Consider the following 13,960-nt stretch of genomic DNA (forward strand, 5'->3'; position numbering starts at 1 on the left):
TATTTAATTTGATGTATACATGAAGATTTATCATAAATTCTTGTTGTATCAGAATAAATGGATTCATCCGTACACTCGGATCATTCTTGGAGGGGTGACTTATATAGCCTACCTGGCTTCTATTCTGTTAATTATGGGAGTGGTATATGAACACGGCTTTACTATTTCCGAACACGAGGCTTCTCAACTGCAAACACTCTATCGGTTTGTGTGGGGTGTTTTCCTGTCCGAAGTCACTTTGCGCCTGTTATTGGAATACAGGGACACAAAGCGTACTTTTAAGAGATTGACGTGGATATTGATTGCCTTGCTTTACCTCACCCTTATCCCTGTCATTTTTCATCGACCGGAAGAGGAGGGAGCTATTCTGCATTTTTGGGAAATATTGAATGGAAAGCCCTATCATATAGTGCTTCTGCTGATTTTCTCTTTCCTCAATTTATCCAATGGCTTGGTCAGGGTGCTGGGACGGCGAACGAATCCTTCTTTGATTCTGGCTGGTAGTTTCCTGATAATCATTCTTATCGGAACAGGTTTGCTAATGCTTCCCCGATGTACGGTGAGCGGTATTTCGTGGGTGGACTCACTGTTTATTTCTACCAGTGCGGTTTGTGTCACGGGGCTGACTTCGGTGGATGTAGCGTCTACTTTTACTACACCTGGTTTTGTAGTGATCATTCTGCTGATACAGATTGGCGGATTGGGTGTGATGACACTGACCAGTTTTTTTGCGATGTTCTTTATGGGAAATACATCCTTTTATAATCAGTTGGTGGTTCGTGATATGGTCAGTTCCAATTCGTTGAATTCGTTACTTTCCACTTTGTTGTACATATTGGGATTCACGTTGGCTATTGAAGGTGTCGGTATGCTTGCCATCTGGAGTGATATTCACGCTACGATGGGGATGACGTTTGAGGAAGAAGTGGCGTTCTCGGCTTTTCATGCTATTTCCGCATTCTGTAATGCTGGTTTCTCCACGTTGCCGGGAAATCTTGGCAATCCGCTGGTGATGACAGGGCATAATCCGTTCCTTATCTATATATCCCTGTTGATTATTCTGGGGGGTATCGGTTTCCCGATATTGGTGAATTTCAAAGATATAGTACTCCATCATTTGCGCCGCATCTGGAAATTCCTGCATACGTGGGAGTGGGACAGACATCGTTTTTATCATCTGTATAATCTGAATACACGGATTGTGCTGATTATGACTTTCCTGTTATTGGTGTTTGGTACGGTGCTTATCGCTGTTTTTGAGTGGAATCATGCTTTTGCCGGTATGTCAGTCGCTGATAAATGGACACAGGCGTTCTTTAATGCGACTTGTCCGCGTACTGCCGGATTTACAAGTGTGGATCTGGCCTCTCTGGGAGTACAGAGTGTATTGGTTTATATCTTCCTGATGTGGGTAGGTGGTGCTGCGCAGTCCACGGCGGGTGGTATCAAGGTGAATGCGTTTGCAGTAGTTGTTCTGAATCTGGTTGCCGTGTTGCGTGGTACGGAGCGGGTGGAAGTATTTGGTCGTGAACTGTCTTACGATTCCATTCGCCGTTCCAATGCGACGGTGGTGATGTCTATCGGTGTTTTGTTTGTATTTGTGTTTATTCTGACAATCTGGGAACCTCAGGCATCTGTCATGGCACTTCTGTTTGAGTGTGTGTCGGCGTTGAGTACGGTAGGTTCCAGTCTGAATCTTACTCCGACTTTGGGGGATAATAGTAAGTTGCTTGTTGCTCTTCTGATGTTTATCGGACGTGTGGGACTGATTACGCTGATGTTGGGTATCATTAAGCAAAAGAAGCATACGAAATATCAGTATCCGAGTGGGCAGATCATTATAAATTAGTAGTAAGTAGTAAAAACAGAATTTATGAAGTATATTATTATCGGTTTAGGAAATTACGGACACATGCTTGCCGAAGAACTGTCTGTATTGGGACATGAAGTAATTGGGGCGGATGTGAGTGCAAGCCGCGTAGACAGTATCAAAGAAAAGATTGCTACGGCTTTTGTGTTGGATGCAACAGATGAACAGGCACTTGCCGCTCTTCCCTTGAGCGGTGTGGATGTGGTAATTGTGGCTATTGGCGAGAATTTTGGTGCTTCTATTCGTGTGGTGGCTTTGCTGAAACAACAAAAAGTGGCTCATATTTATGCGCGGGCTATTGATAATGTCCATCGTTCCGTGCTTGAGGCTTTTGATTTGGAACGGATTCTTACTCCGGAGGAAGATGCAGCCCGTGGTTTGGTACATCTGTTGGAGTTTGGTTCCAATATGGAAACCTTCCGGGTAGATACGGATTACTATGTGGTGAAGTTCGCTGTGCCGGAAAAGATGATAGGATATTATGCCAATGAATTGAATCTGGACAAGGAATTTGGCTTGAAACTGTTGGCGCTGAAGCGTGCCAAGACGTTGAAAAACTGTCTGGGTATTTCATTTACCGAACATGATGTGATGAATGAATTACCTGAAAATGACCAGGTACAGGCGGGTGATGAATTGGTTTGTTACGGACGCTATAAGGACTTTCAGAAATTCTGGAAAGCGATGTAAAAGGAATCTTTGCTATAACAGGTATATGTAGGGGATTATTATTGTCCCCTTCGCCTTTTCCTGTCATTGATAATGTCGTTCATATTCTCTTGTGCCCATGAAATCAGGGAGTTGATATGTGGCAACAGAGACATGGCCCTTTCCGTCAGCGAATATTCCACTTTAGGCGGCACTTGAGCGTAAATCTGTCTTCTCACAAGTCCGTCTTCTTCTAATGTGCGGAGTGTAACGGTCAGCATCTTTTGTGAAATGTCCGGTATCGTCTTCTGTAACTCATTAAACCGCATTACGGGGGCTTGTGTCAAGGTAAATAGTGTCAGAATAGACCATTTATCACTGATGCGGGCCAGTATCATCCGGATAGGGCAATCAGCATAAGAGCCATTTTGTATATCTGTTCTATTCATATTGCTTTGATTTCTAAAACACTCTACAAAAGTAACTAATATGCCGATTGTATGCAAATTATCTTATAATTTGTTGGAGGCTTAACTTATTAAACTTATTTGGGTCTTCTGACTTCATTCATCGCTAATCGTCGTAATCACCGTTTGGGTCAGAATTGTATCTTTTTTTACAGATGAACTATAAGCAGCTATAGTAGCACTATTTGCTCCATCCTTTTTTTCGCCTCTCATCAGAGTCATTTTCAGATTCTCTGTTTCTACTTCTACAATGGATACGGTAGGCTTTGTTAGTGATGTACCGTCCGGTAGAGCAAACTTTATGGTGATTTTATAATCTGTGTTGACTTTTTGCCCTTCTTTTTCCACAAACTCTGATGCGGGTATTCTTTTTACGGTCTCAAGTACTTCTATGTCTAAGGCAGGACAAAGTTTTTTGGTTATTCTGCTATTTGTTATTGCACCTTCTTTAGTTACAGTGAAATCTATTGTAACATCTCCTTGTATTTTCGCTTCAATCGCTTTTGAGGGATATTCAATATTTTCCCTGAGAAAAGTAAACATAGCCCGCATACTGTTGTGAGCATCGGTAGCGCTGCAAGTATGAGAAGTGGAAACTTCCATTTTTTTATCAGAACTTTGTGCCTTAACAGAAGTTGTGGTTTCGCAAATTAAGGTAAGAACAGAGAACAGTAATAATGCTAATCTGTTCATTTTTAAACTCTTTTTGTCAATCATGATAATGTTTTTTAGAATGTGATACATTAAAAATATTTATAATCTATGCTATAGCCGGTCGCGTCAACCTATATTTGTATATGCAGTTTGCTCATTAATATAGGCAGATAAGAATCACTGATCGGAATGGTGGCTCCTTCAATGCGGATTCTTTTATGTTCGATGTAGTTGATATGAGACAGTGAAACAATATAGGAACGGTGTACGCGACAAAAAATTCCTTCAAGGCATTCTTCAAAGTGTTTTAGAGTCAGTTGCGAAAGTATAGGTTTACCTTCTGCCCGATGTACTTTGACATAATCTCCGTATCCTTCCAAATATAGAATATCTTCTTGATTAATGCGTACAATCCGATTTCCGTCACGGAGGAAGATAGACTGATTGCTCAACTTATTTGTAGCAAACAGGGAGTTTACTTCCGTTAGAGAACGGTTAACTTGCTCCAGATACTCCATCAGTTCATTGAGAGTAGCAATATCCCCATCCAGAATAATACATTTCAGCATAATGTTTCGTTTAATTTATTCTTATCATTTGCTGCAAATTAAAGGAAAATATCAGCTAACAAAAGTTAAGTACCGGCAAACGGGGATTCTTTGCAGGTGAAGCGAACAACAGACCGGGGTGAATGTCTTTAATCCTCTTCTTGCATAATCCATTTTTTGAATATCGGAGTTTTCACTTTACTTATGATAATGCGTTCGGGAACAGGTATAAGCAAGTTGACGGAAAGCCGGTTGCCTGACCAGAGCTCTATGTCTTTAACAGACTTACGTGAAATAATGAATTGACGGTTGGCGCGAAAGAAGTGCTGTTGGTTCAATTGCTCATAAAGTGTATCGAGTGTGTAGTCTACCGGATGTTTTTTACCGTCAAAAGTATGAGCCGTAACTTTTTCCCGGGCAGTATAGAAATAGTAAATATCATCTACTGGGAGCGGATAAAACTTATCAGCAAACATAACCAACAATTTTTTCACTTCTTTCCGGTTCTCAATCATGGCATTAGTCCGCAGGATATGTTCTTTTCGTTCCATCGGATTGAAAAGGAGAAATTTGTTCAATGCATGTTCTAATGAATTCAGCGTAACGGGCTTTAGGAGATAATCAATGCTGCTCACCTGAAAAGCTTGTAAAGCATACTCATCATAAGCGGTAGTAAACACTACGGGAGCGGCAACTTCTACCTGTTCGAAAATAGTAAAAGCCAAACCGTCTGCCAGATGAATATCCATGAAAATGATATCCGGTGGTGATGAACTTTGAAACCATTCAATACTGTCTTCGATGCTTTCTAATTCGGCAACCACTTCAATGTCGGCCACTGAGTTTTGCTGTAAAATAGCTTTCAAGCTGTTTACTGCTGCTGTTTCATCTTCAATGATTATTACTTTCATACATTTATTCCAATATATCAGACAGTGGAAGAGATACTACAAAATATCCGTTGGAATTGTTTATCCGTATGCTTTTTCCGGTCAGCATTTGATAGCGCCCCTGAAGGTTCTTTAATCCTATCTTGTTGCAGATGCACTCTTCTTTTTTGGGGCGGATAGGATTGGATACGGCTAATAAATCTTCAGATGTTGTATAAACCTCAACCTGCAGGGGGTGTTGCATGCTGATGATGTTGTGTTTCACGGCATTCTCAATAAGCGGGAGCAGACTAAGAATAGGCAGCCTCTTCTGTCGGCAGCCTTCTGCAATCCGGATTGAGAAAAACAGCTTGTTTTCATAACGTACGCTGAGCAGATAAGTATAAGCTTTTGCAAACTGTAGTTCTTCATCAAGGGTGACTAATGTTTTGTGATTACTTTGTAAGATATAACGGAAAACATTGGATAGTCCTTCCAGGTATTCAAGTGTCTTATCTTGTTCGTTCATGCGGATTAACGAATTAAGTCCGTTTAATGAGTTGAAGAAGAAATGCGGGTTAATCTGTCCCATCAGTGCATTGTATGAGTTTTGTAGTTTTTCGACTTTTATTTTTTCATATTCCAGTGTCATTTCTTGCTTTTTATCAAGCAGATGGAGCAAAAGCATGCTTAGCATGATAGTCAGTAGGACAAAAATATGTTCTACCAGCAGAGGGTATGAATTGGTGCTTGAAAAAACGGCACTTACTCCCATCTGTGCCTTATTGGGGGAGCTTATAGAATCTGGAGCCATGTCTAATGTCTTTTTTGAGACTTCCGTTATAAAAACTGCGTGTTCCGTGAAATTATAGGAGGTAATGGCGTCATGCTTTTTTTCCATGATGATTATTTTCTTTAATGCAGGATATGCCTGGTATAGCCCGAAAGCAACGAATACAATAATTCCTATTGCAAACCCTATTGTTTTCACTTCCTTGCGCCGGAATATTATGTTTCCCCATTTATACATCCACCTGTAGAGGATAAATAAAATGAAAGAAAAGAGCCAAAACCATACTATAGAAAACCAGAAATCATATTTTTCTATTTCCCAAGTAATGCCGGATGCTTTTGAGTCCATTATCAAATCATAGCGTCGCATTAACAATGCAAAATTGGCAAAAAGGGTCAGAATCACTGATATGGTGAGCCCAATCAACAATTCATTCTTTGTTAAATGCCATATAATAAAATCATTTTTAGTTTTATTACTCTGTTTTTCGGGGAATGTAATATTCATGAGACTCTGTGTTTTTTGCAGGACAAAAATAATCAATCTGTTCGCTTTATTTCAAATGAGACGGTGAAACGGACAAAACAGACTGTGAATCGTCTCTAAAATACTACGTTTTCAGTATTGAGATATCGTGCATTTATATAGAGCAATCGGCATAAAAGTTATTTTGTATTCCTGTTCAATTTTAAACACTTTACAAAAGTAACTAATATGCCGATTGTATGATTCGTTGAAGTCGTTGGTTTATTAAACCTGTGTTCTGATATTTATTTTAGTGCAGTCCGCCCAACCATTCCACCATCTTCGGATCACGGTGGGAGAAGAAACAACTTGTCTTAGTGTCCAATGCCGCTATTTTCTCCATATCTTCTTTAGTCAGTTCAAAATCGAATACATTGAAATTCTCAACAATGCGTTCTTTACGGATAGACTTCGGAATAACCACTACATTTCTCTGTATCAGCCAGCGCAACACAACTTGTGCGATAGATTTGTGATATTTGTCTGCAATTGCCGCCAGTGTTTCATTTCGGAATAAATCGTTCTTTCCTTCGGCAAACGGTGCCCACGACTCAATTTGAACTCCTTTCCCTTTCATGAATGTTTCAGCTTCAATCTGTTGATGGAATGGATTGGTCTCCACCTGATTGACGGCAGGAACGATTTCATTGAAGAGAATCAGATCTGCAAGACGGTCCGGCATGAAGTTACTGACACCGATGGCACGAATGCGACCTTCTTTATATAATTCCTCCATTGCACGCCATGAACCGTAATAGTCATTGAATGGCTGGTGAATGAGGTATAAATCCAGATAATCGAGTTGCAGGCGCTTCATGGATGCTTCAAAGGCTTTCTTGGCTTTGTCATAACCGGCATCTGATATCCAGAGCTTGGTAGTGATAAACAAGTCTTCGCGGGGAACTCCGCTACGTTTGATAGCCTTTCCCACTGCCTCTTCGTTGTAATAGGCGGCAGCTGTATCTATGGAGCGGTAACCGGCCTCGATGGCATCATACACACATTGTTCGCAGAGGGCTTGGTCTTCAATTTGATAGACGCCAAAGCCCAGAATAGGCATTTCTATGCCATTATTTAATTTTACTTTTTGCATGATATATTTCTTTTTATGGATTTATTATAAAACAATTGATAATACTATTAATCCTCTGACATTGCAGATTATTGTATTAATTTAAGCCCTTTCAACCAGCTTTCCACCTGCGGACGGGAGGATGAGGCTTGCCCACCGCTGACGAGGAACCCTTTCTTGCTGTCTGCCTTACCGATGTGTTTTGCGAAATCCTTGAAACAGTTTTGTTCGCCGCCTCCGCCGTGCGTGCAGAAGGGGATTACTATTTTACCGTTAAGGTCATGGCTTTCCAGGAAAGTCAGAATGGGCATTGGCGTTGTTCCCCACCAGTTGGGATAACCCACGAAGATGACGTCATAGGATGCGATGTTTTCAACCTTGTTCTTGAGTGCCGGTCTTGCATTATCCTCTTTCTCTTTCTTGGCTACTTCGGTGCAGGCATGATATTCTTCCGGATACGGCTTGGCTACCTGAATTTCGAACATATCTCCTCCGGTGAGGCTTTTGATGTGGTCAGCTACTGCGCGCGTGTTTCCCGAACGGGAAAAATAGGCTACCAATACTTTCTTGTCCGTGGAGGAGCTCTGTGCTTGTACATTCATACCTAATGTTGTCATTACAATTACGATTAGTGAAATAATTCTTGTTCTCATGTTATTTCTATTTTAATGATTATTTTCCGACTCTTTTAGCCAATTCTTCCGGATAGCGGTCACCTGAGATTGGGATGGAGTTAAGCATATCATTGATCTTTCTTAGTTCTTCCGGTGTAATCTCCACATTTATGCTCTGTAGATTCTCTTCTAAACGGCTTAGTTTTGTGGTTCCCGGAATAGGGGCAATCCAAGGTTTAACAGCAAGTACCCACGCCAGTGCGATTTGTGCGGGAGTTGCATTCTTTTCATTTGCCAGTATTTTAATGAAGTCAATGATTACCTGATTTGCATTCAGATTCTCTGTAGTGAACCGGGGAACAATATTGCGGAAATCACTCTTATCGAACCGGGTATCTTTACTAATACTACCCGTCAGAAAACCTTTACCCAGCGGGCTGAAAGGAACGAAACCTATTCCCAATTCTTCAAGAGTCGGCAATAACTCTTTTTCCGGTTCGCGCCACCACATGGAGTACTCACTTTGCACGGCAGTCAGCGGAAAAACAGCATGTGCCCGGCGAATGGTCTGTACTCCCGCTTCCGATACTCCCCAATGCCGTATTTTACCTTCTTGTTGCAGTTGTTTCATTGTTTCCGCTACTTCTTCAATAGGAGTTTTAGGGTCTACCCGGTGCAGGTAGTATAAATCTATATACTCTGTTCTCAACCGTTTAAGAGAACCTTCAATGGAGCGACGCATGGTCTCCGGTTTTCCAATGACTATTTGTTTTCCATCTACAATCTGAATTCCGCATTTGGTAGCGATGACTACTTCTTTGCGATAAGGTTCTAAAGCCTCACCTACCAGTTCTTCATTGGTATAGGGGCCATACACTTCGGCTGTATCAAAGAAAGTGACACCTTTTTCTACGGCTTGATGAATCAGTTTGATCATTTCCTTTTTATCACCGGCGGCACCGTAGCCATGACTCATTCCCATGCAGCCTAAACCCATTGCGGAAACTTTAAGTCCGCTTTTTCCTAATTCCCGATATTTCATAACTATTGTTTTTTATAAATTTTGATGTTGCAAAGGTAAGCTGCGAAATAGCGTTTGTAAATAGACAGATTACTGCTTTGCAAACCATAATTACAGTTTCAGAATCTTCCTTGAATACTTGAAAATGAGGTGCATGCACAGATTACAGTTTCTCATACCAATATTACAGATTTAATGATACGGATGTTTGAAAGCTAAGAGAAAACCTTTATTTTTGTCATCGGATAAAATGAAGAAGAATATGGGAGCAATCGTAAAGTTGAATACAATTCATGAGTATAATATGGCGGTGGGAGTGGAGACATTACATCCGCTCGTCAGTGTGGTTGACTTTTCAACGCTGAAGTCATTAAAGCACGGGCGCAAGAATTTCGGCTTTTATTGTATCTTCCTGAAACAGCTTAAATGTGGTGAGTTGTCTTATGGACGCAGCACCTACGATTATCAGGAAGGTACGCTGGTTTTTGTCGCTCCGGGACAGGTGGCAGGCGTGGATGATGACAAAGAAACATTGAACCCGCAAGGGTGGGCATTACTATTCCATCCTGATTTATTGCGTGGCACATCATTGGGACGCAAGATGAAGGACTACAGTTTCTTCTCTTATGAAGCGAATGAAGCTTTGCACATGTCCGAGCGTGAGCGTCAGATTATCCTTAACTGTTATCTGGAGATACAGGAAGAACTGGAACGAGCCATAGATAAGCATAGTAAAAGTATTATCGCTTCTACCATTGAACTTTTGCTGAACCATTGCCAGCGTTTTTATGACCGCCAATTCATTACGCGTGAAAGCCTGAATAAAGATATCTTGGTTCGTTTTGAGAATTTGCTCAGTGATTACTTTGAATCAGACCAGCCGCAAACTGTCGGTTTGCCGTCTGTGCAATATGCTGCGGACAAACTACATCTTTCTGCCAATTACTTTGGTGACTTGATTAAGAAAGAAACTGGAAAGTCGGCTCAGGAGTCCATTCAACTCTTTGTGATAGAAAAAGCAAAGGAACGGCTCTATGATGAGAATAAAACCGTCAGCGAAGTTGCCTATGAACTGGGCTTCAAGTATCCGCATCATTTAAGCCGTTTGTTTAAGAAGGTAGTAGGGGTAAGCCCGAATGAGTATCGGGCATAATTCCTTATTTTATCTGATACCCTAACAGTGAACTGAACCTCTTGCAGATACCGGGGAATTTTCCCATCAGCATTCCGCCGAATCCCCACCTTTTGGGAAAGAACTTCTGATAGAGTGCCTGCTCAATAAGTTGCAGGCGTGGTTCCCAGACTTCCACTTCATGCCCGTCTTTCAGTCCGGAACGGATTTGGGCATTGTGCCCTCGCAGGGAGTCGGGCTTGATATGCTTGGATTTGGCAAGCATAGGGCCACATACGTCGAACCACACTTCGCCACCACTGAACCGGTCGGCCAGACGGGTGAGCAGTTGCCGTACCTGCTTTTCGTAGAAGTACATCAGTACGCCTTCAATGACGATGATGAATTCTCCTTCCGGATGTGTCTCACGAAGATCGTCCATCCATTGGGTTTCCAGTAGAGAACCGGCTATGTAGCGGTCGCCTTTCGGTTCGGGCAGCAGTTCACGGCGCAGGTCGATGACTTCCGGCAGATCCATTTCATAGAACGTGGCTTTGTCATGTTCTTCGATACGCTGATAACGGGTGTCGAGCCCGCACCCTACATTCACGACTACCGGGTTCCGGTGGGTGGCAATGAACCGCCGGATTGCATTATCAAAGTAGAGTCCGCGCACAACGCACCCCACAGCACTTAGGCTGGCACCGTCGAATTTGGAATAATCATAATCAATGCTTTCCACAAGCTGTTCGGCTTGCTGGTCGCGCAAGATGGCATCTTTGCGGCGGCTTTCTTTGGCTCTCATGTAGAGAGGAATCAGCAGTGTTTCGGCCACTATGCTCTTAAATTCATACTTCTTTTTCATTCTTGTGTTATTTGAGTTATTTGTACTGTCAGGCAAAAACGAACAATATTCAAATTCATTCAAAAAAAAGAGAGAACTTATACTTCGATAAGCTCTCTCTTCTTGCAATTCTCCATATTTCTTTTCCGGATCCATACGCTACTTTTCTTTTTTTGCCAAAGTTACGGTTCTTCCGTCAAGAGGGCAATACCTAAAAGTAGGGAAAATGCGTATCAGCGTCTCCTTGCCACATATCTCAGATACCAGATACATATCAGCAGCGAAACTACTGTCGAGATGGGTGGAGCAAAGCCCATGATGAACAGTGATGAACTGTCTATCTGGCTGAACCAGTATGACAATGGAATACGGAACAGGAAAGTCGCTATCAGACTGTGAATCATCGGGAACAGTGAATTTCCCTGTCCGCTGAAGTAGGAATTTATACAGAATACGAAACTGACAACGATGCAGTCGATGCTGTATCCCCGCAGATATTCCGCCGCCATAGCCACCACAGCCGGATCTTTGGTGAAAAAAGCCGTAAGCGTTTCCGGTAGGAATTGCGAATAGAGGCAAACCGACAATCCGAAAACGAGAGCAAACCCTATTCCGGAAAGGAGGCACTTGTTCATTCGCTGTATCAATCCTGCACCATAGTTCTGTGCTGTCATGGTTGCCACGGCCGATGATATGGCCATCGGAGGCAACATGGCGAATACGATGATTTTCTCCACTACACCCAGTGAAGCCGATGCAATGACCCCCATCTGGTTTACGATAACGGTGATTATCAGAAACGAGACATTAATCAGTGCATCCTGCAAGGCTATGGGAGCACCCAGTGTCAGCACTCTTTTGGACAGAACTCCGTTCAGCCGGATGTCCCGCTTCGTGAACTCAAAGTGGAATCCGCGCCGGTGCAGAAACCAAAGCGCTATCGCAAAACTGACACCCTGTGCTGTAACCGTGGCAATGGCAGCCCCGGTAGGCCCGAGATGAATATATCCCACCAATACGAAATCGAGAACGATATTGATCACGCAGGCCAGTCCCACAAAATAAAGCGGCGTTTTTGAGTCACCCAGTCCGCGCAAGATACCGCACACGACGTTGTAACCCACGATGAACAGGATGCCGACCGAGCATACCAAGATATAACTTTGGGTATCGGCCATGGCCTCCGTTGGAGTATGCATCAGACTGGCAATCTGGCGATGGAAGAATACCATAACCAGAGTAAGCACCACGCCAATAATTGAAAACAACCACACGGACGAGCCGATTGTGGAAGCCACTTGCCGGTCGTCTTTCGCTCCGGTTGCAATGGCAATCAGTACGGTGGTTCCTGTGGTAATGCCGAGGATGATACCCGTAATGGTTTGCATCACCTGGCTACCGATGGCAACGGCCGCTACACTCGCAGAATCATCATATTGTCCCACAACAAAGAGGTCGGCACCCCCGTAGAGTGCCTGAAGTGCATTCGCTATCAGGAAGGGTACTGCAAACTCTAACAGTACTTTGGGAACGCTGCCTTGTGTCAAATCTAACTCTTTCATCAAACTCATTCTTTCATCAATCGGGCTAAAGCTGTAATTCTGGTATAAAAAAGGTGCCGGACAGGGTGAATGATTTGCACCATTCATCTTATCCGGCATCCTAATTATTGATTATCATGCCCTCCGATGAGGATTTAATTTCCTGTCTTTGTTTTCGGGGTGCAAATGTGGTCAATGTTTCTATAACCACCAAATTATATCCGGAATTTATATAAAAAGAAAATTCAAAGACCTATCTTTGCTGAAAATTTGTATACTATGCTCGTCTCCACTATGACACCCGAAGAGGTGTGCAGAGAAATAAAAAACGATTATACTCTTTTTCAAGAGAGAATATTAGAAGAAGGTGCTAATGCCCATCGAAAGTTTATTAAGGCCATATTGTTTCCTGTTATGCACCAATTTTCCTGGATGTCACCATTAGGGAATAAATGGTGTTCAATATTGATAGTGCGTTATCGAAATGAAAGGAAGCGTCCTGGCATTATTCCTTATCTTAAGTATGAGAATTTAGGGATGGGAATTATTTATCCTAAGAAAATATATAGTAATATCTCAATCATTGATTTCAGACCGCATTTTTGGAAAAGATATAGAGAACGTCTATTAATACCTAATGGGCTGGATGGCCTCTCTTTTGATGAACAAATAAAGCATTTTTTTATGAATAGTGGTCTTTTCACAATAGATTTTAGGAAAGGTTCTAATAAAAATCATGAAGGCTTTGTTGGATATACTAAGACTGGAGTATTCTTCGGTGTCGTATTAGAAGAACTTGATTATCTTTGTGTAAAGACTTTTGTTCCTGTAAATATGCTTTTTGATGGGCAGGTAGAACAACTGAATAGTGCTGATGAACTTAGAAAGAAAATTATGTCCCATCCTGATTATTTTAACGGGAGGGGAAAGCTGTTTCATATAATGAATAATGGTTTTATTTATTTAGATGAAACGAATAAGTAAGTATTTGTTCATAATGGATAAGGAATGAGCATTTTAGTTTAAAACCATACATGACTTGAGTTTCTTTGCTGTGTTGCTTGAGCAAAAGGATAGAAGATTTTCTGTATATGTGTAAAAAAAGTAAGTTAATCGCTCGTTTTCCCTACAATACCGTTTTGCAAGAAGAAAGAAATAGAAATGGCAATCCATTTATTGTGCATATATATACTATTTCTTTATGCATCAAGCCCAGTTTATACAGATTCTATACGTTGGATATCTATATCGGACACGTTGCATCTATACTTCTGACGCATCACATCTATAGTTCTGACGGCTAACATCTATAGTTCCGGCATCCAACGCTTATATAACCGTCACCTCACACTGTTGTATCCGTCATTTCAGCTTCTATTTTCC

Annotated in this window: 14 protein-coding genes; 4 read left to right on the forward strand and 10 right to left on the reverse strand. The window is 41.8% G+C overall.

Annotated features, from left to right (window positions below):
* Nucleotides 1-19 precede the first annotated feature (19 nt).
* Nucleotides 20-1,849 carry a TrkH family potassium uptake protein gene (locus K6V21_RS14760; protein WP_224319076.1) on the forward strand — a complete coding sequence of 610 codons (1,830 nt, stop codon included), beginning with the start codon at nt 20-22 and terminating at the stop codon, nt 1,847-1,849.
* 24 nt (nt 1,850-1,873) lie between these two features.
* Nucleotides 1,874-2,560 carry a potassium channel family protein gene (locus K6V21_RS14765; RefSeq protein ID WP_044265075.1) on the forward strand — a complete coding sequence of 229 codons (687 nt, stop codon included), beginning with the start codon at nt 1,874-1,876 and terminating at the stop codon, nt 2,558-2,560.
* A 38-nt stretch (nt 2,561-2,598) separates the two neighbouring features.
* Here K6V21_RS14765 and K6V21_RS14770 read toward each other — a convergent pair whose 3' ends face one another.
* The 8 genes from K6V21_RS14770 to K6V21_RS14805 all read right to left on the reverse strand — a co-directional run bounded on the left by K6V21_RS14770 (nt 2,599) and on the right by K6V21_RS14805 (nt 9,102).
* Complete coding sequence (locus K6V21_RS14770) at nt 2,599-2,967, reverse strand: winged helix-turn-helix transcriptional regulator (protein WP_217713845.1); 369 nt, start codon at nt 2,965-2,967, stop codon at nt 2,599-2,601.
* 114 nt (nt 2,968-3,081) lie between these two features.
* Nucleotides 3,082-3,702 carry an energy transducer TonB gene (locus K6V21_RS14775; protein ID WP_224319077.1) on the reverse strand — a complete coding sequence of 207 codons (621 nt, stop codon included), beginning with the start codon at nt 3,700-3,702 and terminating at the stop codon, nt 3,082-3,084.
* 68 nt (nt 3,703-3,770) lie between these two features.
* Nucleotides 3,771-4,208 (reverse strand): LytR/AlgR family response regulator transcription factor, encoded by a 438-nt coding sequence (locus tag K6V21_RS14780; protein WP_224319078.1) that lies wholly within the window; start codon nt 4,206-4,208, stop codon nt 3,771-3,773.
* A gap of 128 nt (nt 4,209-4,336) precedes the next feature.
* Complete coding sequence (locus K6V21_RS14785; protein ID WP_224319079.1) at nt 4,337-5,098, reverse strand: LytR/AlgR family response regulator transcription factor; 762 nt, start codon at nt 5,096-5,098, stop codon at nt 4,337-4,339.
* 4 nt (nt 5,099-5,102) lie between these two features.
* The gene (locus tag K6V21_RS14790; RefSeq protein WP_217713930.1) at nt 5,103-6,302 is read right to left on the reverse strand and encodes a sensor histidine kinase; all 1,200 of its coding nucleotides are present in this window, start codon (nt 6,300-6,302) and stop codon (nt 5,103-5,105) included.
* 322 nt (nt 6,303-6,624) lie between these two features.
* A complete protein-coding gene (locus tag K6V21_RS14795) occupies nt 6,625-7,467 on the reverse strand; it encodes an aldo/keto reductase (protein WP_224319081.1) in 843 nt (280 codons plus the stop codon).
* A 68-nt stretch (nt 7,468-7,535) separates the two neighbouring features.
* A complete protein-coding gene (locus K6V21_RS14800) occupies nt 7,536-8,099 on the reverse strand; it encodes a flavodoxin (protein WP_217713841.1) in 564 nt (187 codons plus the stop codon).
* 19 nt (nt 8,100-8,118) lie between these two features.
* The gene (locus K6V21_RS14805; protein ID WP_224319082.1) at nt 8,119-9,102 is read right to left on the reverse strand and encodes an aldo/keto reductase; all 984 of its coding nucleotides are present in this window, start codon (nt 9,100-9,102) and stop codon (nt 8,119-8,121) included.
* A 241-nt stretch (nt 9,103-9,343) separates the two neighbouring features.
* Here K6V21_RS14805 and K6V21_RS14810 point away from each other — a divergent pair, with 241 nt between their 5' ends.
* The gene (locus K6V21_RS14810; RefSeq protein WP_025831973.1) at nt 9,344-10,234 is read left to right on the forward strand and encodes a helix-turn-helix domain-containing protein; all 891 of its coding nucleotides are present in this window, start codon (nt 9,344-9,346) and stop codon (nt 10,232-10,234) included.
* A gap of 4 nt (nt 10,235-10,238) precedes the next feature.
* Here the strand turns inward: K6V21_RS14810 and K6V21_RS14815 are convergent, their stop codons facing one another.
* A complete protein-coding gene (locus K6V21_RS14815) occupies nt 10,239-11,057 on the reverse strand; it encodes a class I SAM-dependent methyltransferase (protein WP_224319083.1) in 819 nt (272 codons plus the stop codon).
* 212 nt (nt 11,058-11,269) lie between these two features.
* A complete protein-coding gene (locus tag K6V21_RS14820; protein ID WP_224319084.1) occupies nt 11,270-12,598 on the reverse strand; it encodes an MATE family efflux transporter in 1,329 nt (442 codons plus the stop codon).
* A 258-nt stretch (nt 12,599-12,856) separates the two neighbouring features.
* Between K6V21_RS14820 and K6V21_RS14825 the strand changes: the two genes are divergently transcribed.
* The gene (locus K6V21_RS14825) at nt 12,857-13,561 is read left to right on the forward strand and encodes a hypothetical protein (RefSeq protein ID WP_224319085.1); all 705 of its coding nucleotides are present in this window, start codon (nt 12,857-12,859) and stop codon (nt 13,559-13,561) included.
* The last annotated feature ends 399 nt before the right edge of the window (nt 13,562-13,960 follow it).

Origin of the sequence: Bacteroides cellulosilyticus (assembly GCF_020091405.1) — a bacterium.
Lineage (GTDB): Bacteria > Bacteroidota > Bacteroidia > Bacteroidales > Bacteroidaceae > Bacteroides.